Source organism: Streptomyces flaveolus (genome assembly GCF_044765825.1).
Taxonomy (GTDB): Bacteria; Actinomycetota; Actinomycetes; order Streptomycetales; family Streptomycetaceae; genus Streptomyces; species Streptomyces flaveolus.
This window is the reverse complement of record NZ_JBIWKU010000003.1, coordinates 604,445-624,766: the sequence shown is the minus strand read 5'-3', so window position 1 is coordinate 624,766 and position 20,322 is coordinate 604,445. Positions and strand designations below refer to the sequence as shown.

The window sequence follows — 20,322 nt, the reverse complement described above, 5'->3', positions numbered from 1 at the left end:
TCCGTGGGGTGCGTCAGCACAGCGTCACCGCCGGGCCCGGTCCGCCGGGCCAGGCCGTCAGCGGGGTGAAGCCCCGGTGGCCGCACTCGCCGAAGACCGTGACCGGCCTGCCGCCCGCCAGGGCGACCAGGCGCCACAGGCCGGGGCGGTTGCTGGCCGCGGGGGTGAGGGGCAGCGCCGTGTCCTCGTCGGCGTCCGCCAGCTGCCAGGAGTCGCCGTCCGGTACGGGCACGACCCGGCCCAGGGTCACCGGGACCGACTCCAGCCACGGGTCGGCGCCGAGGGCCTCGCCGTAGCGGACGGCCGCCTGGGAGGTCGTCATTCCCGGTGGGCGGGTCTCCGTCCACGCCGGAGCGGCGAACCGTGTGCCGAGGGCGACCCGTTGCCCGACCGCGCCCGGGTAGTAGGACACCTCCGCCTCCAGCGTCAGACCCACCGGAAGGGCGAGCTCCGGGGACCGGCCGGCGGCCCCGTAGGAGAGGAGCAGCGCCGTGCGCTCCGACTCGGCGCCGTACAGCCAGATACGCCGGGTCGTCAGCCGCGCGTCCGCCGTGTCGTACTGGGCGAGGACCAGCCAGCGGTCCCGCAGCGGCGGACCGTCCGCCGACGCCGGCAGGCCGACCCGGGAACGGACCGTCGCCGCCAGCGGGTCCGGGAGCCCCTCGCGGCGCAGCCAGCCCTGGTCGAGGAGGTGGAGCAGGGCGCACTCCTCCAGCAGCCGGACCGGCCAGCCGGGACCCGACGACGGCAGGGCGCCCAACTCGCGTGCCCGGGCCGCCAGTCCCGGCGCCTGGGCGTCGACCATGCGGGCCGCGGTCTCCTCCCACAGCGCGTACCCCGCCTGTTCGGCGCCGGCCAGGCCGTCGCGCAGCAGGTCCGCCAGGCGCTGCTCCAGCTCCGTCGCGCCCGCGGTGATCCGCTCGGCGCGGCGCTCCGCCCGGCGCCGCGCCGCCTCGCGGTCCCCGGTCCCGCCCGCGGCATCGGGAGAACCCCCCGCCTCCTTCTCCTTCGCGCGCTCGCGTCTGCCCGTGATCCACCCCTGAGCCCAGTCCGGTGCCTCGGCCCGCGGCACCGCGCCGGGGTCGCCCGCCCACAGAAGCAGCAGCCCGAGCGCGTGCTTGCACGGGAACTTCCGGCTGGGACAACTGCACGTGTACGCCGCCCCGGACACGTCCGAGACGTCGACGGCCGTCTGGTACGGCTTGCTCCCGCTGCCCTTGCACCACCCCCACAACGTCCCGTCGTCGGAACTCCCCGTGTCGGACCACGGCCCGGCCGCGCCGAGTTTGCTGCCCGCTTTGCGCGACGCGGCGTCAGGTGCCAGTGCCAGCACCTGGTCCGCGGTCCAGCGCACCCCCTGCTGAGTCATGTCCTCGAAGGTAGATCGTGCCACTGACAATCGACTCCGGGAGAGCGCCCGACGGGTCGTTTGTGCAGGTCAGAGCGATTGTCAGTGGTGTGGTGCACGGTTGGTGCCAGACCGAACCGGCCGAGCTGGAGGGGGACTCCGCCATGTCTGTGTCCGCAGAACCGACGTCCGTCGATCCGACCCGGAACGGGGCCGCCGCGGAGGCGTTGCGGCCGCACGCCGAGCACACCTTCGCGACCGAACTCGCCGCGCTGGCCGCGCAGGACGACCGCCCGCGCCCGGCCCGCTGGAAGATGTCGCCGTGGGCCGTCGCCACCTATCTGCTCGGCGGCACACTGCCCGACGGCACGGTGATCACCCCGAAGTACGTGGGACCGCGCCGCATCGTCGAGGTCGCCGTCACCACCCTGGCCACCGACCGCGCGCTGCTCCTGCTCGGCGTGCCCGGGACCGCGAAGACGTGGGTGTCCGAGCACCTCGCCGCCGCCGTCAGCGGCGACTCGACCCTGCTGGTGCAGGGCACGGCCGGCACCCCCGAAGAAGCCATCCGCTACGGCTGGAACTACGCGCGGCTGCTCGCCCACGGCCCCAGCCGCGACGCCCTGGTGCCCAGTCCGGTCATGCGGGCCATGGCGGAGGGCATGACCGCCCGGGTCGAGGAGCTGACCCGTATTCCGGCCGATGTGCAGGACACGCTCATCACCATCCTGTCGGAGAAGACGCTGCCGATACCGGAGCTGGGCCAGGAGGTGCAGGCGGTCCGCGGCTTCAACCTGATCGCCACCGCCAACGACCGCGACCGGGGGGTGAACGACCTGTCCAGCGCCCTGCGCCGCCGCTTCAACACCGTGGTGCTGCCGCTGCCGGAGAGCGCCGGGGCGGAGGTCGACATCGTCACGCGCCGTGTCGACCAGATCGGCCGGTCCCTCGACCTGCCGGCCGCGCCCGACGGCATCGACGAGATCCGGCGGGTCGTCACCGTCTTCCGCGAGCTGCGCGACGGGGTGACGGCCGACGGGCGCACCAAGCTGAAGTCGCCCAGCGGCACCCTGTCGACGGCCGAGGCCATCTCCGTCGTCACCAGCGGCCTCGCGCTGGCCGCCCACTTCGGCGACGGAGTGCTGCGCTCCGGTGACGTCGCCGCCGGCATCCTCGGCGCCGTCGTCCGCGACCCGGCGGCCGACCGCGTCATCTGGCAGGAGTACCTGGAGACCGTCGTCCGCGAGCGGGACGGCTGGAAGGACTTCTACCGGGCCTGCCGGGAGGTGAGCGCGTGAACGGCGTGCGGACGCGGTCGCGGGCGGCCCTCGCGGTCACCGGCCCGACGGGGGACGACGGGGATTCGTCCCGGTCCAGGAGGCGAGGGGGACGGCGTGACGGGCACTGACAGGGCAGCCGGGTGGGAGCCCGGGGACGGGCCGCTGCTGCTCGGCGTGCGCCATCACGGGCCGGGATCGGCACGGGCGGTCCGGGCGGCCCTGGAGGCGGCCCGGCCGGGGGTCGTGCTGATCGAGGGCCCGCCCGAGGCCGACGCCCTCATTCCGCTGGCCGCCGACGAGGACATGCGGCCGCCGGTCGCCCTGCTCGCCCATGCCGTGGACGAACCCGGCCGCTCGGTGTTCTGGCCGCTCGCCGAGTTCTCCCCGGAATGGGTGGCCGTCCGCTGGGCCCTGGAACACGACGTACCGGCCCGCTTCATCGACCTCCCGGCCACCCACACGCTGGCGTGGGACGCCCCCGGGAGCGAGCGGCCGGACACGAGCCCGGAGGAGGGGGAGCAGCGCCCCGAGGCAGGGGCCACGGGGGAGACCGGCCCGGGGGAGGGGCGCGAGCCGGACGCCGGCGCCGACGTCCGGGTCGATCCGCTGGCCGTGCTCGCGGAGGCCGCCGGCTACGACGACCCGGAGCGCTGGTGGGAGGACGTCGTCGAGCACCGGGGCGCCGGAGAGGGGGACGCGTTCGCGCCGTTCACCGCACTGGAAGAGGCCATGGGGGCGCTGCGGGAGACGGAGCGGGACGGCGGGCGCGACCGGGATCTCGTCCGGGAGGCGTACATGCGGCTCCAGGTGCGGGCCGCGCGGCGCGAGTTCGAGGCGGGCGTGGCCGTGGTGTGCGGGGCCTGGCACGTGCCCGCGCTGCGCCGCAGGACCACCGTCGCCGCCGACCGGGCCCTGCTGAAGGGGCTGCCCAAGGCCAGGACCGACATGACCTGGGTGCCCTGGACCCACCGCAGGCTGTCCCGGGCCAGTGGATACGGGGCGGGCATCGACTCGCCCGGCTGGTACGGGCATCTGTTCAGTGCCCCGGACCGGCCCGTCGAACGCTGGCTGACCAAGGTGGCCGGACTGCTGCGGGAGGAGGGCCGGATCGTCTCCTCGGCCCACGTCATCGAGGCGGTACGGCTGGCCGGGACCCTCGCGGTGATGCGGGGCCGTCCGCTGCCCGGGCTGAGCGAGACGACGGACGCCGTACGGGCGGTGATGTGCGAGGGCTCGGACGTGCCGCTGGCCCTGGTGCACGACCGGCTGGTCGTCGGGGACGTGCTGGGAGAGGTGCCGGCGGGGGCGCCCGCGGTGCCGTTGCAGCGCGACCTCGCGGGGATCCAGCGACGGCTGCGGCTCAGACCGGAGGCGCGGGAGCGGGAGCTGGAGCTCGACCTGCGCAAGGAGACCGACGCCGGACGCAGCAGACTGCTGCACCGGCTGCGGCTGCTCGGCATCGGATGGGGCGAGCCGGCCGGCTCGCGGGGCAGCACGGGCACGTTCCGGGAGACCTGGCGGCTGCGGTGGGAGCCCGAGCTGTCCGTGCGGGTGGCCGAGGCCGGGGTGTGGGGCACGACCGTGCTCGCCGCCGCGACCGCCAAGGCCGAGGCGGACGCCGTCACCGCCCAAGGGCTCGCCGAGGTCACCGCGCTCGCCGAGCGCTGCCTGCCGGCCGGACTGCCGGACGCGCTCCCCACGGTGATGCGGGTCCTCACCGACCGGGCCGCGCTCGACACCGACGTCGGCCACCTCGCCCAGGCCCTGCCCGCCCTCGTCCGCGCGCTGCGCTACGGCGACGTCCGCGGCACCGACACCGGCGCGCTGGCCGAGGTCGCCGCGGGGCTCGCCGAGCGGGTCTTCGTCGGCCTCCCCGCGGCCTGTGCCGCGCTGGACGCCGACGCCGCCGAGGAGATGCGGCGTCACGTGGACGCCGTGCACGCAGCGGTGGGCCTGCTCGGCGACGACCCCGCGCCCGGCCACGGCGATCTGCGGCCCCGCTGGCAGGCGGTGCTGCGGGCGCTGTCCGCGCGGGACACCGTGGCGGGCGTCGTCCGGGGCCGCGCCGTGCGGCTCCTGCTGGACGACGGCGCGCTGGCGCCGGACGAGACGGCTCGGCACATGGCGCTCGTGCTCTCACCGGGGACACCGCCGGCGGACGCGGCGGCATGGATCGAGGGCTTCGTCGGAGGCGGCTCCGGGGGAGGGATGCTCCTCGTGCACGACGAGCGGCTGCTCGCCCTGGTCGATGCCTGGCTGACCGGCGTACCGGCGGACGCGTTCACGGACGTGCTGCCGCTGCTGCGACGCACCTTCTCGGCCTACGAACCGGGGGTGCGCCGCACCCTCGGTGAGCTGGTCCGGCGCGGACCGGAGGGGCGGGGTGCCGTGACGACGGCCGGCTCGTCCGTACCCGGCTTCGCCGCCGTGCTCGACACCGCACGCGCGGACGCCGTGCTGCCGGTGGTCCGCCTCCTGCTCGGCCTGGACGCGAAGGACAACGATCTCGTGGGGGTGGACGCATGACGACCGAGCGTGCCGGGACGGACCCGGCGGGGGAGCGGCTGCGGCGGTGGCGGCTCGTCCTCGGCGGCGACACGGCCGACGGCACCGGATGCGCGCTGTCCGGACGGGACGCCGCGATGGACGGGGCACTCACCGCGCTCTACGGGAACAGCGGCAGACCGGGGACGCGACGGGACCGTTCGGCGGGGCTCGGGGCCTCCGCCCCGTCCGTGGCGCGCTGGCTGGGGGACATACGGACCTACTTCCCGTCCTCCGTGGTGCAGGTCATGCAGCGGGACGCCATCGACCGGCTGGGCCTCGCCTCCCTGCTGCTGGAGCCGGAGATGCTCGAGGCCGTGGAGGCAGACGTCCACCTCGTCGGCACGCTGCTGTCCCTCAACAAGGCGATGCCGGAGGAGACGAAGGAGACGGCCCGGGCCGTCGTCCGCAAGGTCGTCGAGGACCTGGAGAAGCGGCTCGCCACCCGCACCCGGGCCACCCTCACCGGCGCACTCGACCGCAGCGCACGGATCGGCCGGCCACGCCACCACGACATCGACTGGAACCGCACGATCGCCGCCAACCTCAAGCACTACCTGCCCGAGTACCGGACGGTGGTGCCGGAGCGGCTCGTCGGCTACGGGCGGGCGTCGCGGTCGGTGAAGAAGGAGGTCATCCTCTGCATCGACCAGTCGGGGTCGATGGCGGCGTCCGTCGTCCACGCCTCGGTGTTCGGGGCGGTACTGGCCTCCATGCCGTCGATCGACACCCGGCTGGTCGTCTTCGACACCGCGGTCGTCGACCTCACCGATCAGCTCGACGATCCGGTGGACGTGCTCTTCGGCGTGCAGCTGGGCGGCGGCACGGACATCAACCGGGCGCTGGCCTACTGCCAGTCGCAGATCACCCGGCCCTCGGAGACGGTGGTCGTGCTGATCAGCGACCTGTACGAGGGAGGCATACGCAACGAGATGCTCAAGCGGGTCGCGGCGATGAAGGCGGCGGGGGTGCAGTTCGTGACGCTGCTGGCCCTGTCCGACGAGGGGGCGCCCGCGTACGACCGGGAGCACGCGGCGGCGCTCGCCGCGCTGGACACGCCGGCCTTCGCCTGCACGCCGGATCTCTTCCCGGAGGTGATGGCGGCGGCGATCGAGAGACGGCCCCTGCCGGTACCGGACGCCGGGTGACGACATGTCGATGTACGGTGGCCCGTTTCCGTGCGGCAAAACGGACATGACTACCCATCGGTAACGGGGAGCTTGCGCAACCTCCGGAGTCCCGTGCGAGGATCGCGCGTCCGTTCGCCGCACCGGAGGAAACTCCCCCTTGATGCCGTCAGCAGCCCTGCCCGGAGCCGCTCTGCGCGTGATGCGCACGGCGGCCGGGTGGCGTGCGCTGCGCCTGGCGCTGCTGGTGGGCGGGTTGTTCCTGCTCGGTGTGGTCTGCGGGGAGCGGGCGCAGGCGGCCGAGGGCGGGCCGTCGGTGCCGGATGCCGTGGGCAGGGTGCTGGACGTCGTTCCGGTGGAGCTCGCGCAGGCGTCCCCCGCTGCCGAGGCGCCCCCCGCCGCACCGGACTCCCGGCCCGGCCGTACCGCCGGTCCGGCGGTACGGGACGTCCTCCGCCCGGTGACCGGTCACGTCGTCCGCACCGTGACGGACGAGGTCGTGCGGCCGGTCGGTGACGTGGTGGGAGCGGTGACCGAGGAGCTCGGGGCGGCCGTGCCGGCCGAGGTGCCGCCGCTGGAGGCGTTGCCGCAGCCGTCGCCCTCCCTGCCCCCGGTCCCCTCGTCGCCGCCGCTGTCGACGCTGCCGGACGTCTCCGGCCTGCCCGACGGATCCGACCTGCCCGAACTGCCTGTGCGGCCGGTCCCGGGTGACCAGCAACCGGACCCCGCGACCGCGCCGCCGACCGCTCCGGACGCCGGCGCCGGCGCCACCGAAGCCGACAGCACCGACAGCCGCTCTGCCTCCGACGCTCCGGCAGACGCGGCGACCGTCGCGGTCGCGTACGGGCCGAGGCTCGACGGGGACGGCGAGACGCGCTTCACGGCGCACGACGACCCCCGTGGCGTCACCTCGGGGCCCACCGTCCACACCCCCGCCCGCCAGGCGCCCGCCGGGGACGCCGACGGTGCGCTCGGGACCGGCGCGGGCGCCGACGGTGCCGCGCCGCGCCACGGTGACGCCCACGCGATCGCCCCGCACCACCAGGTACCGGTCCGGCTCGTGCCCGGCGCCGTCGCACACGCCGACGCGCCCGAGCCCCGGGAGCGGTACCGGGACATTCCCGTCTCTCCGGCCTAGGACAGGCGCCCTCCCTCCCGCCGCGGATCTGCCGCGCGGGTGTGGAGAGCCCGCCCGCCCGTCCGGGACGCCTTCCCCTGTCCCGGGACGGAAGCCGCCGGAGCCGTACGTACCCCAAGCCGTGGGTCGCCGGTCGTGAGCCGCCCGTGCTCGACGACGCGACCGCGATGGAGCGTCACCGGCCCGGCACCGGACATGTCCCCCGTCTTTCGAAGGACCTGACGTACCCATGAACAAGAACATCCGCCGTTCCCTCGTCATCGCCGCCGGTGTCTCCGGCGCCTGGGCACTGGGCTCGGCCGTGGCCGGCGCGCAGGAGCTGCCCGCCGCCCCCGTGTCCGTACCGGACGTGCCGCAGACCGCCGCGGACACGACCGCCGCGGACACGACCGCCGACGCCACGGAGGCCGTGGCCGGCACGGCCGACGACATCGCCACGGTCCGGGAGGACGCCGCCGCCCCGGCCGCCGGCGTCACCGCCGGGCCGGACCGCACGGTCCAGGGCGACGACGACGTCGACTACCTCTTCGGCCCGCTCTCCGCCTTCGCGCCCGAGCTGGAGCAGGCCCGGGCGCAGGCCCCGGCCGCCGCGCGGGAGACGGTCGACGCGGTCGCCCCGCCGGTCGCCGAGCGGGCCGTGACGGGCGCGGTGCCGGTCGCCGACCGTGCGGTGGCCGGGGTCGTCCCGGTCGCCGAAGGCGTCGTCGCGGACGTGCCGCCGTACGCCACCGGCCTGCTCGGCCAGGCCGCCGGCGACACCAGGGACGCCGTGCTGCCGCCGGTCGTGAACACCGCCGTGGACGGGGTCGTGCCCGTCGCCGGTCAGGCCGTGCGGGACGCCGGCGGGCTGGCGTACGGCGTCGTGGGCGACGTGCGGCCCCTCGCGGGCGGGGTCGTCGAGGAGGTGCCGCCGTTCGCGTACGGGACGACGGGGCAGGCCGGCCGGCTCGCCGAGGGCGTCGTGGGCGAGGTGCCGCCGTTCACGGCGGGCGTCACCGGCGCGGTGCGGCCCGTGGTCGAGGCCGTCACGGACACCGTCCGGCCTCTCGTGCGGGGCGTCGGCGGCAGCGCCGCGGAGCTGGCGTACGGGGCCGGGGGCCAGGCGGCGCCCTTCGCCGAGGGGGTGGCCGGTGAGGTCGCCCCGTTCGCCGACGGTGTCGCCGGGCGGACCGCGCCCGTCGGCTACGGCGCGGCGGGCGAGGCCGGTGCGCTGACCGGCCATGCCGTCACCGGCGCCGGCGGGCTCGCCGAGTCGATCACCCCGGGCTACGCGCAGGGCGCGTACCGGGTGGCCGCCCCGCACCGCCTCTGACCGACCCCGGCCCGCCCCCGCGCCCCGACCGGCGAACGGACGCCCGCACGCGCCCAGCGGCGTGGCGGCGAAGGGCGTCGGGGCGGGCAAGAGACTCCGCGAGGGCCTCACGGCCCCGGACGGGCGGCCGAAAGCCGTCGGCACCCGTCCGGCCGAAACCCCGCGGACGGTGCCGGTCGGTCCCCATTGGGGTGGGGATCGGCCGGCCCGCCCTCCGCAGAAACCGCACCCGTGCGGCCCGTGCGGAGGAGCACCACGGACCTCACCGGGTCAACCCCAGCCCGGTGAGGTCCCTCATCCGCCGGATGTCCGGCCCCCTCCCCACCCCTCACATCCGGCACCGCGTGCCAGTGAGGGCGGCATCATGTGACAGGTATCACCGCTCAGGTGTGACCCTCGATTTAGGGACCCCCCGCATGCGGCGATAACCTGCGAGACGGACATGCCGCGCGCTCGGTCACCGTGTGCGCCCCCCTTGTGACACAGCGGACGTCACGTTGCCCTTCGCGGCACGCCCACGCATCCAACGAACCGCGAGATCACTGATAGGGACGGAAGCGCGTGGACCTGTTCGAGTACCAGGCGAGGGACCTCTTCGCCAAGCACGATGTACCGGTGCTGGCCGGTGAAGTCATCGACACGCCTGAGGCGGCGCGCGAGATCACCGAGCGTCTGGGCGGCAAGTCCGTCGTCAAGGCTCAGGTGAAGGTCGGTGGCCGCGGCAAGGCCGGTGGCGTGAAGCTCGCCGCCACCCCGGACGAGGCCGTCGCCCGCGCGACGGACATCCTCGGCATGGACATCAAGGGCCACACGGTCCACAAGGTGATGATCGCCGAGACCGCTCCGGAGATCGTCGAGGAGTACTACGTCTCCTTCCTCCTCGACCGTGCCAACCGCACGTTCCTCTCCATCGCCTCCGTCGAGGGCGGCATGGAGATCGAGGAGGTGGCCGCCACCCGTCCGGAGGCCGTCGCCAAGACCCCGATCGACGCCATCGACGGTGTGACGCCGGAGAAGGCGCGCGAGATCGTCGAGGCCGCGAAGTTCCCGGCCGAGGTCGCCGACAAGGTCGTCAACGTCCTGGTCAAGCTGTGGGACACCTTCATCAAGGAGGACGCCCTCCTGGTCGAGGTCAACCCGCTGGCCAAGGTCGCCTCGGGCGAGGTCCTCGCCCTGGACGGCAAGGTGTCGCTCGACGACAACGCCGAGTTCCGTCACCCCGACTTCGAGGCCCTCCACGACAAGGCCGCGGCCAACCCGCTCGAGGCCGCTGCCAAGGAGAAGAACCTCAACTACGTCAAGCTCGACGGTGAGGTCGGCATCATCGGCAACGGCGCGGGTCTCGTCATGAGCACCCTGGACGTCGTCGCGTACGCCGGTGAGAAGCACGGCAATGTGAAGCCCGCCAACTTCCTGGACATCGGTGGCGGTGCCTCCGCCCAGGTCATGGCGAACGGCCTGGAGATCATCCTCGGCGACCCGGACGTCAAGTCCGTCTTCGTCAACGTCTTCGGCGGCATCACCGCCTGCGACGAGGTCGCCAACGGCATCGTCCAGGCGCTGAAGCTCCTGGAGGACCGCGGCGAGAAGGTCGAAAAGCCGCTCGTCGTCCGCCTCGACGGCAACAACGCCGAGCTGGGCCGCAAGATCCTCACCGACGCCAACCACCCGCTGGTCCAGCGCGTCGACACCATGGACGGCGCGGCCGACAAGGCCGCCGAGCTGGCCCACGCCGCCAAGTAAGCACTCAGGACGAGGACACCAACACACCATGGCTATCTGGCTCAACAAGGACAGCAAGGTCATCGTCCAGGGCATGACCGGCGCCACCGGCATGAAGCACACCAAGCTCATGCTCGGCGACGGCACCAACGTCGTGGGCGGCGTCAACCCGCGCAAGGCGGGTCAGTCCGTGGACTTCGACGGCACCGAGGTACCGGTCTTCGGCACCGTCAAGGAGGCCATCGAGAAGACCGGCGCCGACGTCTCCGTCATCTTCGTGCCGGAGAAGTTCACGAAGGACGCGGTCGTCGAGGCCATCGACGCCGAGATCCCGCTGGCCGTCGTGATCACCGAGGGCATCGCCGTGCACGACTCGGCGTCGTTCTGGGCGTACGCCGGCAAGAAGGGCAACAAGACCCGGATCATCGGCCCGAACTGCCCCGGCATCATCACCCCGGGCCAGTCGAACGTCGGCATCATCCCGGGCGACATCACGAAGCCGGGCCGCATCGGCCTGGTCTCGAAGTCCGGCACGCTGACGTACCAGATGATGTACGAGCTGCGTGACATCGGCTTCTCGACCGCCGTCGGCATCGGTGGCGACCCGATCATCGGCACCACGCACATCGACGCGCTCGCCGCGTTCGAGGCCGACCCCGAGACCGACCTGATCGTCATGATCGGCGAGATCGGTGGCGACGCCGAGGAGCGGGCCGCGGACTTCATCGCGAAGAACGTGACCAAGCCGGTCGTCGGCTACGTCGCGGGCTTCACCGCGCCCGAGGGCAAGACCATGGGCCACGCCGGCGCCATCGTCTCCGGTTCTTCTGGCACCGCACAGGCCAAGAAGGAGGCCCTGGAGGCCGCCGGCGTCAAGGTCGGCAAGACGCCGACCGAGACGGCGAAGCTCGCCCGCGAGATCCTCGCCGGCTGAGCGACCCGCACCACACGAGTGGGCCCGCTCCCCGCACGGGGGGCGGGCCCACTCGCGTTCCGGCGGCCCTCCCGCTCACCCGGGTCTCGGCACCAGCCTCTCCGGCCCGTCCTGCAGCTCGCCGCGCAGCTTCCGGCGCAGCTTCAGCTCCTTGTCCGACAGCGCGCCCGGCGCCACCCTGGCCGGTACGCCGTTCACCGCCTCGCCCGGGGGCACGGGCGGCTCGTAGTGGGTCGGAGCCGTGTGCAGCGTCAGGGCCGTGGTCCCGATCACGGTGACCGTGAAGGCGATCGCGGCCCGTGTCCAGAACCGCGCCCGGCGTTCGCTGCCCGCGCGCACCGTCGGCGGCCGGGACGCCCGCAGACGCGCGGTGGACGCCAGCTCGGCGAGCCGCCGGTGCAGCACCTCGGGGTCGCCCAGCTCGGGCAGCCGGTCGGCGACGGCCTCACGGGCGCGCATCAGCCGGCCGGCCGCCGCCGGGGTGCTCGCCTCCGTCTCCGCGGCCGTCTCGGGCAGGTCGAGGCCGACGCCGTCGTACAGCAGGAGCGTGCGGCGGTGCGGCGAAGGGAGCTTCAGCAGGGCCTTCAGCAGGGCGCGGTCGGCGGCATCGGCGGGCGGCGGTTCGGGCTGCCGGTGGCGCCGCCGGAACCGGTGCCACGGGGAGAGGGCGTACTCGTACGCCGCTGCGCGCACCCAGCCCACCGGGTCCCGGTCACGGGCCACCTCGGGCCAGTGCTCCCAGGCGAGTTGGAAGGCCCGCTCCACCGACTCGCACGCCAGCTCGCGGCGCCCCGTCAGCAGGTACGTCTGGCGTACGAGGGCGGGGGCGCCGAACTCGTACAGCGCGTCGAAGGCCTGAGCGGGCGTCAGCGCGGGCGGCTGCGCCCTCTTCGCCGGTCCGCCACCGACGGTCACGACCACGGGCACGGACTTCGGCGCCGGCTCGGGTACGGGCTGCGGCTGCCGCCGGGCCGGCGCCGCGCCGGCCAGGGTGCCCAGCAGCTTCGCGTACGCGTCCCGTTTCCGGCCGCGCGGAGCCTCGCGGCCGGACTCCCACGCGGCGACCGTCTCGCGGGTGACGCCCACCCGCTCGGCGAGCTGATCCTGCGTCATCGTGGCGGTCTCACGCACGCGTCGGCGCACCTCGGGAGGAGGGAGCGGGGATGCGGGGATCCGCTTCACAGAACACCCCTCCGTACGAAAAGGTACATAAGCGTATATTGAGCGACACAACGGTGCTTCGCTCGTTACGCCGCGAAAGCGCGTGTCGTTGGGAGCATGGCGGGCGTGATCCAGACAACCGCTCGCCGAGCCCCGCTGTCCCTGCTCCGCACCCTGTGGCACGACCGGGCGCCCGGAATGGCCGCCGGCCTCCTGGGCGGCGCGTTCGCCGCGGGCCTGGGGCTGGCCTCGGTCGCCGTGCTCGTGACGGTGCTGTGGATCACGTCGCCGTACCCCGTCCGCGGCCCCGGCGACGCCCTGCACGTCGCCGCCGCGCTGTGGGTGCTGGCGCACGGCGCCGAGCTGATCCGCACCGACACGCTCTCCGGCGTCCCCGCGCCCATGGGCGTCACGCCTCTGCTGCTGCTCGCGCCCCCCGTGTGGCTGGTGCACCGGGTGGCCCGGGACGCCACGGACCCTCGGGACGGCGTGGGGGTGGCCGTGGGCGCGGGCGCGAAGGCGGGTGTCGGAGTGCGCGTGGGCGGCGCCGGGGGGCGGGGCGACGGGCCGCACCCCCTCTCGGCGCGCCTCGCCTGGGCCGGGGTCGTCGTCGGCTATCTCGGCGTCGCCATGCCCGTCGTGCTGTACGCGGCGGGCGGCGAACTGCGGCCCTCCCTGGGCTGGACCGCGGTGTGCCTGCCGCTGGTCACCATGGTGGCGGCGGGCGCGGGGGCATGGACGGCGTTCGGCCGCCCCGGCGGTCCGGTGGGGCGGGCGCTGCGCGTGCTGCCCCGGCACCTGCGGGAGCTGCTCGTGCTGCCGGACGCGCGCCTGGGCGCCGCGACGCGCGCCGCGGCCGCGGGGGTGGCGGTGCTCGTCGGGGGCGGGGCGCTGCTGCTCGTGACCTCGCTGGTGTGGCACGGCGGCGCCGCGCGCGGTGCCTTCCTGCGGCTGAGCGAGGGGTGGTCGGGGCAGTTCGCCGTGCTGCTGCTCTGTCTGACGCTGGTGCCGAACGCGGCCGTCTGGGCGGCGGTGTACGGCCTCGGGCCGGGCTTCGTGCTCGGCGCCGGGCATGTGGTGGGGCCGCTGTCCTCCTCCGCCGCTCCGCTGCTGCCCCCGTTCCCGCTGCTGGCGGCGGTGCCGGAGGCGGGGCCCGGTACGCCGCTGCACTGGGCGGCGGGAGTGGTGCCGTTGGCGGCGGGGGCGGCGGTGGGGTGGTTCACGGCGCGGGTCGCCGCGGTGGGGGGCGGGGCGGTGGGGTTCGCCACGACGCAGTTCGTCACGGTGGGATCCGCCGCGACGGGGGTGCGGCGGGAGGCGGCCGGGGAGCGGGGTGGCGGTGCGGCCGAGCCGTGGGGCGTACGGCGGACCGTCGGCGCGGTGTGGGTGGCCGCGCTGTTGTGCGGGGGGCTGGTCGCGCTGCTGGCCGCGTGGGCCGGTGGGCCGCTCGGGGGCGCGGGGCTGGCGCGGTTCGGGCCGGTGTGGTGGCAGGCCGGGGGTGCGATGGTGGGGTGGGTGGCGGTGGTGGGGGCGCCGGTGGCCGTGGTGGGGCGGTGGTGGTTGCGGCGGGGGGACCGGGGCAGTGCCGGTGTCCGTGCCGGTGCCGGTGCCGGTGCCGGCGGGGGGCGGTGGGGGTGGGTGCGGATGCCCTCTGTGGGGGACTGGTGGGGGCGTGGTGGTGGGGGGCGGTCGTCGGAGGGTGGGGAGGCGTACGATCTGCTGCCTGTCGACGCTCCGGGGGAGCCGCCCCGGGCGCCCTGAGCGGAGAGCGGCCCGCGGTGTCCGTCCGCAGGGCTTTTTCGCCCCCGCCGCCCCTTCCCTCCCCGTCCCTGGGGGCTGCGCCCCCAGACCCCCCTTCGGCCTGGACGGCCTCGTCCTCAAGCGCCGGACGGGCTGGGGATGCGGGTCAGTCTTCCGGGCCCAGGACTCCGCGCAGGTGTTCCGGGAGCAGCTTGCTGCAGGTTTGCTTGGCTTCGTGGGTCAAGGCGTCGTTCTGGCAGGTGTAGTAGTCGCTGTAGACCAGTTGCGCGGTGAAGGACGCGGCGACGAAGAGGATGGCCAGGGAGGACGTGACCAGGCCGCTGATCGCGGCGGTCCGCTGGGGGCGGGTGTCCTGGGGGGTGGCCGGGGCCGGGTTGTCCGGGTCGGTGGCGGTGCGGGGCTTGGCGCGCAGGGAGCTGATGCCCCAGTACAGGGCGAGGGCGCCGAGCAGCAGGGCCACGTACGACCAGCTGAAGAGTGCGAAGAACAGGGCCCACATGCCGCACAGCAGGGCATAGCGGGCGCGCCGCTGGGCGGGGTCCGTCGGGTCCCAGCGCGGGCCCCCGCCGCCGCCCGGGCCCTCGGGGCCGGAACCGCCGGGCCGCTCGCCGAAGCCGCCGGAGGAACGGCCGGGCTGGCGGTCGCTCCACTGGCGGCCCCACGGGGAGCGCCCGCCGTCGCCCTGCGGGCCCTGCGAGCCGTCGTCGCCCGACGGGTGCCGCGGCTGCCAGGGGCGGTCCGGGGAGCCCTCCGGGGGCGGGGCGAACGGGTTGTCGTCCTGGGGGGTGCCGCCGCCCTGCTCGTCGCCGTTCTTCCGGTCCGAGGAGGAGTCGGGCGGCGTGGAGGGACGTTCCCGCAGCAACACGGCGCTGCGCTGGTCTGGCTGCGCCGACTGCTGGGGGAGCGTGAGCAGTCGCAGGCTGCGGTCCGGCATCAAGTGAGCGTCTTCCCCTTGGCGATAACGAACTGGCGACAACGGAGTGGAGGGTACGAGCGGGGCGGCACGACTGGTGAACGCGTGGCACGCGGGTCCCGTTCCCGGTCCGGCTCCACGCAGACGCTACCTGTCGGCCGCGCCCCCGTCCCGAGGGGGCCGTCCCGTGTGCCGGTATCGTTGCTGACGGTCGGCCGCTTCGTAGACTTCCCCGTATCCCGGGGCGCGAAGCATTCGTAGGACCGTACAAACCGGCGAATGCGGGGGCCGACCGCACAGACCCGCTCCCCCGAGAAAGGCCCCCACCGTGGCCGCCAAGCCCGTGGCCCAGCGAGCCAAGCGCCTCGTCGTGCTGGTCTCCGGATCCGGCACCAATCTGCAGGCGCTCCTCGACGAGATCGCCGCCACCGGCGTCGAGGCCTATGGAGCCGGGATCGTCGCGGTCGGCGCCGACCGCGACGGCATCGAGGGCCTCGCGCGCGCCGAGCGCGCCGGGCTGCCGACCTTCGTGCGGAAGGTCAAGGACTACGGGACGCGGGAGGAGTGGGACGCGGCGCTCGCCGAGGCCGTCGCCGCCCACGAGCCCGACCTCGTCGTCTCGGCCGGGTTCATGAAGATCGTGGGGAAGGAGTTCCTCGCGCGGTTCGGCGGGCGGTTCGTCAACACCCACCCCGCCCTCCTCCCCAGCTTCCCGGGAGCCCACGGTGTGCGGGACGCGCTCGCGTACGGCGCCAGGGTCACCGGCTGCACCGTCCACTTCGTCGACGACGGCGTCGACACCGGGCCGATCATCGCGCAGGGCGTGGTGGAGATCCGGGACGAGGACGACGAGAGCGCTCTGCACGAGCGCATCAAGGAAGTCGAGCGAAGGCTGCTCGTCGATGTCGTGGGGCGGCTCGCCCGCAACGGCTATCGCATTGAGGGACGAAAGGTAGTTATCCAGTGACCGCCACCGCCGAGAGCAACAAGCGGGCCATCCGTCGCGCGCTCGTCAGCGTCTACGACAAGACCGGGCTCGAGGAACTCGCCCGCGGGCTCCACGAGGCCGGCGTCGAACTCGTCTCCACCGGGTCCACCGCCGGCCGCATCTCCGCCGCCGGCGTCCCCGTCACCAAGGTCGAGGACCTGACCGGCTTCCCCGAGTGCCTGGACGGCCGGGTCAAGACGCTGCACCCGAAGGTGCACGCCGGCATCCTCGCCGACCTGCGCCTGGAGAGCCACCGGCAGCAGCTCGGCGAGCTGGGCGTGGAGCCGTTCGACCTGGTCGTGGTGAACCTGTACCCGTTCCGCGAGACCGTCGCCTCGGGCGCCACCGCCGACGAGTGCGTCGAGCAGATCGACATCGGCGGCCCGTCGATGGTGCGCGCCGCCGCCAAGAACCACCCGTCCGTCGCGGTCGTCACCAGCCCCGCCCGGTACGCCGACGTGCTCTCCGCGGTGAAGGACGGCGGCTTCGACCTCGCCGCCCGCAAGCGCCTGGCCGCCGAGGCGTTCCAGCACACCGCCGCCTACGACGTGGCCGTCGCCTCCTGGTTCGCCGCGGAGTACGCCCCCGTCGACGAGTCCGGGTTCCCCGACTTCCTCGGCGCCACCTACGAGCGCGCCCACACCCTGCGCTACGGCGAGAACCCGCACCAGCCGGCCGCGCTCTACGCCTCCCCCGAGGGCGGCGGCCTCGCGCAGGCCGAACAGCTGCACGGCAAGGAGATGTCGTACAACAACTACACGGACACGGACGCCGCCCGCCGTGCCGCGTACGACCACGACGAGCCCTGCGTCGCGATCATCAAGCACGCCAACCCGTGCGGCATCGCCGTCGGCGCGGACGTCGCCGAGGCGCACCGCAAGGCGCACGCCTGTGACCCGCTGTCCGCCTTCGGCGGCGTGATCGCGGTCAACCGTCCGGTGTCCCGGGAGATGGCCGAGCAGGTCGCCGAGATCTTCACCGAGGTCATCGTCGCGCCGGACTACGAGGACGGCGCGCTCGAAGCCCTCACCAAGAAGAAGAACATCCGCGTGCTGCGCGCCCCCGCGGCCCCCGCCGCCCCGGTCGAGGTCAAGCCCATCGACGGCGGCGCCCTCCTCCAGGTCACCGACCGCCTGCAGGCCGAGGGCGACGACCCGGCCACCTGGACCCTCGCGACCGGCGAGGCGCTCTCCGGGACGGAGCTGGCCGAGCTGGCCTTCGCCTGGAAGGCGTGCCGGGCGGTCAAGTCCAACGCGATCCTCCTCGCCAAGGACGGCGCCTCGGTGGGCGTCGGCATGGGCCAGGTCAACCGCGTCGACTCCGCGAAGCTCGCGGTCGAGCGCGCGGGCGCCGAGCGCGCGCAGGGGGCGTACGCCGCCTCCGACGCCTTCTTCCCCTTCCCGGACGGCCTGGAGATCCTCACCGCGGCCGGCGTGAAGGCCGTGGTCCAGCCCGGCGGCTCGGTCCGCGACGAACTGGTCGTCGAGGCCGCGAAGAAGGCCGGCGTGACGATGTACTTCACCGGGACGCGGCACTTCTTCCACTGATACGGCGGTACCGCGGATCCGGAGCGGGCCTCCGGCTCTCCCCCGAGGGAGCCGGAGGCCCGCTCCGCGCGTTCACCGTGCCGGGCGCCGGGTGACCGGGCCACCTCGGACCTCACAGGGTCACCTCGCGCCGGAAGGCGTGTACTCCTCGAGGTAGTGGGCGACGCGGTCGGCGTAGGCGCGGTACTGCGGGGGAACCCCGCCCGCGTCGTTCACCTTGTCGTACGACGTGCGGTAGGCGGCGGCGACCAGCACCCGGCGGTCGCCCGGCAGACCGGTGTTCAGCCGGGGCGAGATCCAGCACAGGTACCTGCCCATCGCCGGGATCGACTCGGCGGGCGGGAAGGGCGGCTCGGGCACGGTCTCGCCGGGCGTGCCGTCGGCGTTCATCCACCAGCGCAGCACCCGCGGGGTCCAGCGGGCGATGCCGTACTCGTCCTTCGCGGGGTCGGAGAGGGCGGGGTCGAAGTCGCTCTCGACCTTGAGCATCGCCGCGATGAGGCCCGGGGTGACCTCGTCGCGGTCGCAGTCGTGGGCCGTCTCGACGATCAGCAGGCGGTAGGCGGGCGGCACACCCCGGTCGGTGCGGAGCTCGGCCGCGCCGTAGGAGGCGGCGGCGACGGTGGTGGTGCCCCCGTGGCCCGGGGCGCCGGAGCCCCGGCCGGACGGGCCGGGGCCGCCGTCGGCGAGGGTGCCGACGGCGGAGCCGAGCGCGGCGAGCGCGACGACCCCCGCGGCCGACGCGGCGAGCAGCGCCCGCCGGGGACGCGCACGGAACCGGCGTACGGCCCCCGCCGCACCGCCCGCCCCGCCAGTGGCCGCCGCCACGCGGCGCAGCAGCGTGTCCGTGCCGACGCGTCCGGCGTGCGTACGGGTCAGGCAGTCCCGCACGATGTCCCGCCAGGCGTCCGGCAGCCCGGGCGACAGGCGCAGCTCGTCCGTACCGCGGGCGTAGGCGACGGCGGCGTCGCGGCGGGCGGTCGGGGTGCCGCCGGGCAGCGGGAAGGTGCCGGTGAGGACCAGGTGGGCCAGGACGCCGAAGGCCCACACGTCGGCGGACGGGCGGATCCGGCGGCCCCGTTCGCCGATCTCGGACCACAGCAGCTCGGGCGGCGTGTAGTCGGGCGTGGAGAAGGCGGGCGTGTAGGCGTGGGTGCCCTCCAGCTCGGCGGCCATGTTGAAGTCGGCGAGCCGGACCGAACCGTCGGCCATCAGCAGCACGTTGGCCGGTTTCAGGTCCCCGTGCACCCAGCCCGCCCGGTGCAGCTGGGCCAGCCCCGCGCACACCTGCGCCAGCACCGCGGGCCCGTCCGGCGGGCGGGGCGTCGCGGCCAGCCGGGCCGCGAGGGACCCCTCGGCCCGCTCCAGCACCAGCACGGTGGCGCCGTCGAGCCGGGGGTGGACCGGGTCGTCGACGGTGAGGGTCTCGTACATCCGGATCAGCCGGGGCTGCCGCAGTCGCCGCAGCAACTGGATCTCGCGCTCGATCAGTTCGCGCAGGTGGGCGAGCTGGCGCGGGGTGCCCGTGCCGGTGGGCAGGAACTTCAGGGCGGCCGTGCGGGGCAGGCCGCCGCCGTCGTCGTCGCCGGTGCGGCGGGCGGCGTACACGCTGCCGAAGGCCCCCGTCGCGATCGGCTCTCGCACCTCCCAGACGCCCACCCGGTACCCCCTGGGCACGGGCACGGCGTACGGCTCGGTCACCGCAGCGGCCGTTCGGACGGTGCCGCGAGGACCACCAGGTCGTCCTCGCGGACCAGGTCGAAGCGGAGCGCCAGCGAGACCAGCGACTCCTTCTTGCCGTTCAGCCGCGGCCCCGGCTCGGCCGTCTCCGGGCCCGGCTTGAGGCGCAGCTTCACGGCCAGGTAGTCGATGTTCCACTGCACCGACGTCCGGGAGGCGGCCGGCCAGGCCGGGCGCAGCCGCTCGACGACCTGGTCCATGGTGGGCAGCGGCGCGTGCGGCGTGCCTCGCAGCCGGGGCTCGCACAGGGCGGCCAGGACCGCGAAGTACCGCTTGGTGCGGTCCACGGAGAAGGCCGGGGCGGTCGGCTCGCCGTCGGCGCCGCCCCCGTCGCGCAGATAGTCGTGGCGCGGCGCCCACACCTCCAGGGGCAGCAGATCGCCCGCGGCGGGCAGCACGATCCGCGAGAACTCGAAGGGCACCGGCGCGTCCAGCCGCCCCGGCGCCACCTTGATGTGCTCGCCCGCGCCCTCCGGGTTCTCCACCACGTACGTCTGGTGGGACGACAGGTTGCTCAGCGTCCAGAAGGTGCCGTGGGCGGTGATCTCACCCGCTCTGCGGGACACCCCGTCGTGCCCGATCAGCAGGCCGCCCTCGGGCACGGACCGCCCGAAGGCGAGCCGTTCGCCGGGGGCGAGCCGGAACTGGGTGCGGCCGCGGTCGCGTTCGTCCTCCGTGGTCGGCGGAGGTACCACGATGATGCTGTACAAGGTGCGTCTCCCCGTGCCTGACGGCTACCCAGGCCAGATTAGGGCGACGCACCAGGGCCGTGTCTGCCCTCGTACGGGTGAGACACGGCCCTGGGAA

At 74.7% G+C, this 20,322-nt stretch carries 15 protein-coding genes; 10 read left to right on the top strand and 5 right to left on the bottom strand.

Annotated elements, in window-relative coordinates; genetic code table 11:
- Positions 1-13 precede the first annotated feature (13 nt).
- Complete coding sequence (locus tag ACIRG6_RS12375; protein WP_403322362.1) at positions 14-1,369, bottom strand: SWIM zinc finger family protein; 1,356 nt, start codon at positions 1,367-1,369, stop codon at positions 14-16.
- 143 nt (positions 1,370-1,512) lie between these two features.
- On the opposite strand from ACIRG6_RS12375, the gene ACIRG6_RS12370 reads away from it, so the two are divergent.
- The 7 genes from ACIRG6_RS12370 (at position 1,513) to sucD (ending at position 11,405) form a co-directional block, all read left to right on the top strand.
- Complete coding sequence (locus ACIRG6_RS12370; protein ID WP_403322361.1) at positions 1,513-2,646, top strand: ATP-binding protein; 1,134 nt, start codon at positions 1,513-1,515, stop codon at positions 2,644-2,646.
- A gap of 96 nt (positions 2,647-2,742) precedes the next feature.
- Complete coding sequence (locus tag ACIRG6_RS12365; RefSeq protein ID WP_364676528.1) at positions 2,743-5,154, top strand: DUF5682 family protein; 2,412 nt, start codon at positions 2,743-2,745, stop codon at positions 5,152-5,154.
- Positions 5,151-6,320, top strand: a complete 1,170-nt coding sequence (locus tag ACIRG6_RS12360) for a vWA domain-containing protein (protein WP_403322358.1) — start codon at positions 5,151-5,153, stop codon at positions 6,318-6,320. The genes ACIRG6_RS12365 and ACIRG6_RS12360 overlap by 4 nt, the downstream gene beginning before the upstream one ends.
- Before the next feature lie 142 nt (positions 6,321-6,462).
- Positions 6,463-7,437 (top strand): hypothetical protein, encoded by a 975-nt coding sequence (locus ACIRG6_RS12355; protein ID WP_403322355.1) that lies wholly within the window; start codon positions 6,463-6,465, stop codon positions 7,435-7,437.
- Between the two features lie 229 nt (positions 7,438-7,666).
- The gene (locus ACIRG6_RS12350) at positions 7,667-8,749 is read left to right on the top strand and encodes a hypothetical protein (RefSeq protein WP_403322353.1); all 1,083 of its coding nucleotides are present in this window, start codon (positions 7,667-7,669) and stop codon (positions 8,747-8,749) included.
- Positions 8,750-9,310: 561 nt separating this feature from the next.
- On the top strand, positions 9,311-10,492 hold the full coding sequence (gene sucC / locus ACIRG6_RS12345; protein ID WP_189229064.1) for an ADP-forming succinate--CoA ligase subunit beta: 1,182 nt from the start codon (positions 9,311-9,313) through the stop codon (positions 10,490-10,492).
- A gap of 28 nt (positions 10,493-10,520) precedes the next feature.
- Complete coding sequence (sucD, locus tag ACIRG6_RS12340) at positions 10,521-11,405, top strand: succinate--CoA ligase subunit alpha (protein WP_225637734.1); 885 nt, start codon at positions 10,521-10,523, stop codon at positions 11,403-11,405.
- Between the two features lie 75 nt (positions 11,406-11,480).
- Here the strand turns inward: sucD and ACIRG6_RS12335 are convergent, their stop codons facing one another.
- Positions 11,481-12,587, bottom strand: a complete 1,107-nt coding sequence (locus tag ACIRG6_RS12335) for a helix-turn-helix domain-containing protein (RefSeq protein ID WP_403322350.1) — start codon at positions 12,585-12,587, stop codon at positions 11,481-11,483.
- Positions 12,588-12,683: 96 nt separating this feature from the next.
- On the opposite strand from ACIRG6_RS12335, the gene ACIRG6_RS12330 reads away from it, so the two are divergent.
- Positions 12,684-14,327 carry a cell division protein PerM gene (locus ACIRG6_RS12330; RefSeq protein ID WP_403322348.1) on the top strand — a complete coding sequence of 548 codons (1,644 nt, stop codon included), beginning with the start codon at positions 12,684-12,686 and terminating at the stop codon, positions 14,325-14,327.
- 145 nt (positions 14,328-14,472) lie between these two features.
- Here the strand turns inward: ACIRG6_RS12330 and ACIRG6_RS12325 are convergent, their stop codons facing one another.
- The gene (locus ACIRG6_RS12325; protein WP_403322346.1) at positions 14,473-15,261 is read right to left on the bottom strand and encodes a hypothetical protein; all 789 of its coding nucleotides are present in this window, start codon (positions 15,259-15,261) and stop codon (positions 14,473-14,475) included.
- A gap of 307 nt (positions 15,262-15,568) precedes the next feature.
- Between ACIRG6_RS12325 and purN the strand changes: the two genes are divergently transcribed.
- A complete protein-coding gene (gene purN / locus ACIRG6_RS12320) occupies positions 15,569-16,207 on the top strand; it encodes a phosphoribosylglycinamide formyltransferase (RefSeq protein WP_318214113.1) in 639 nt (212 codons plus the stop codon).
- A complete protein-coding gene (gene purH / locus ACIRG6_RS12315; protein ID WP_350714036.1) occupies positions 16,204-17,775 on the top strand; it encodes a bifunctional phosphoribosylaminoimidazolecarboxamide formyltransferase/IMP cyclohydrolase in 1,572 nt (523 codons plus the stop codon). Before purN ends, purH begins: the two co-directional genes overlap by 4 nt.
- A 120-nt stretch (positions 17,776-17,895) precedes the next feature.
- Here purH and ACIRG6_RS12310 read toward each other — a convergent pair whose 3' ends face one another.
- Together ACIRG6_RS12310 and ACIRG6_RS12305 are read right to left on the bottom strand one after the other, a co-directional pair.
- Positions 17,896-19,476 (bottom strand): protein kinase domain-containing protein, encoded by a 1,581-nt coding sequence (locus ACIRG6_RS12310; protein WP_403322342.1) that lies wholly within the window; start codon positions 19,474-19,476, stop codon positions 17,896-17,898.
- The gene (locus ACIRG6_RS12305) at positions 19,473-20,225 is read right to left on the bottom strand and encodes an FHA domain-containing protein (protein WP_403322340.1); all 753 of its coding nucleotides are present in this window, start codon (positions 20,223-20,225) and stop codon (positions 19,473-19,475) included. Before ACIRG6_RS12305 ends, ACIRG6_RS12310 begins: the two co-directional genes overlap by 4 nt.
- Positions 20,226-20,322 lie beyond the last annotated feature (97 nt).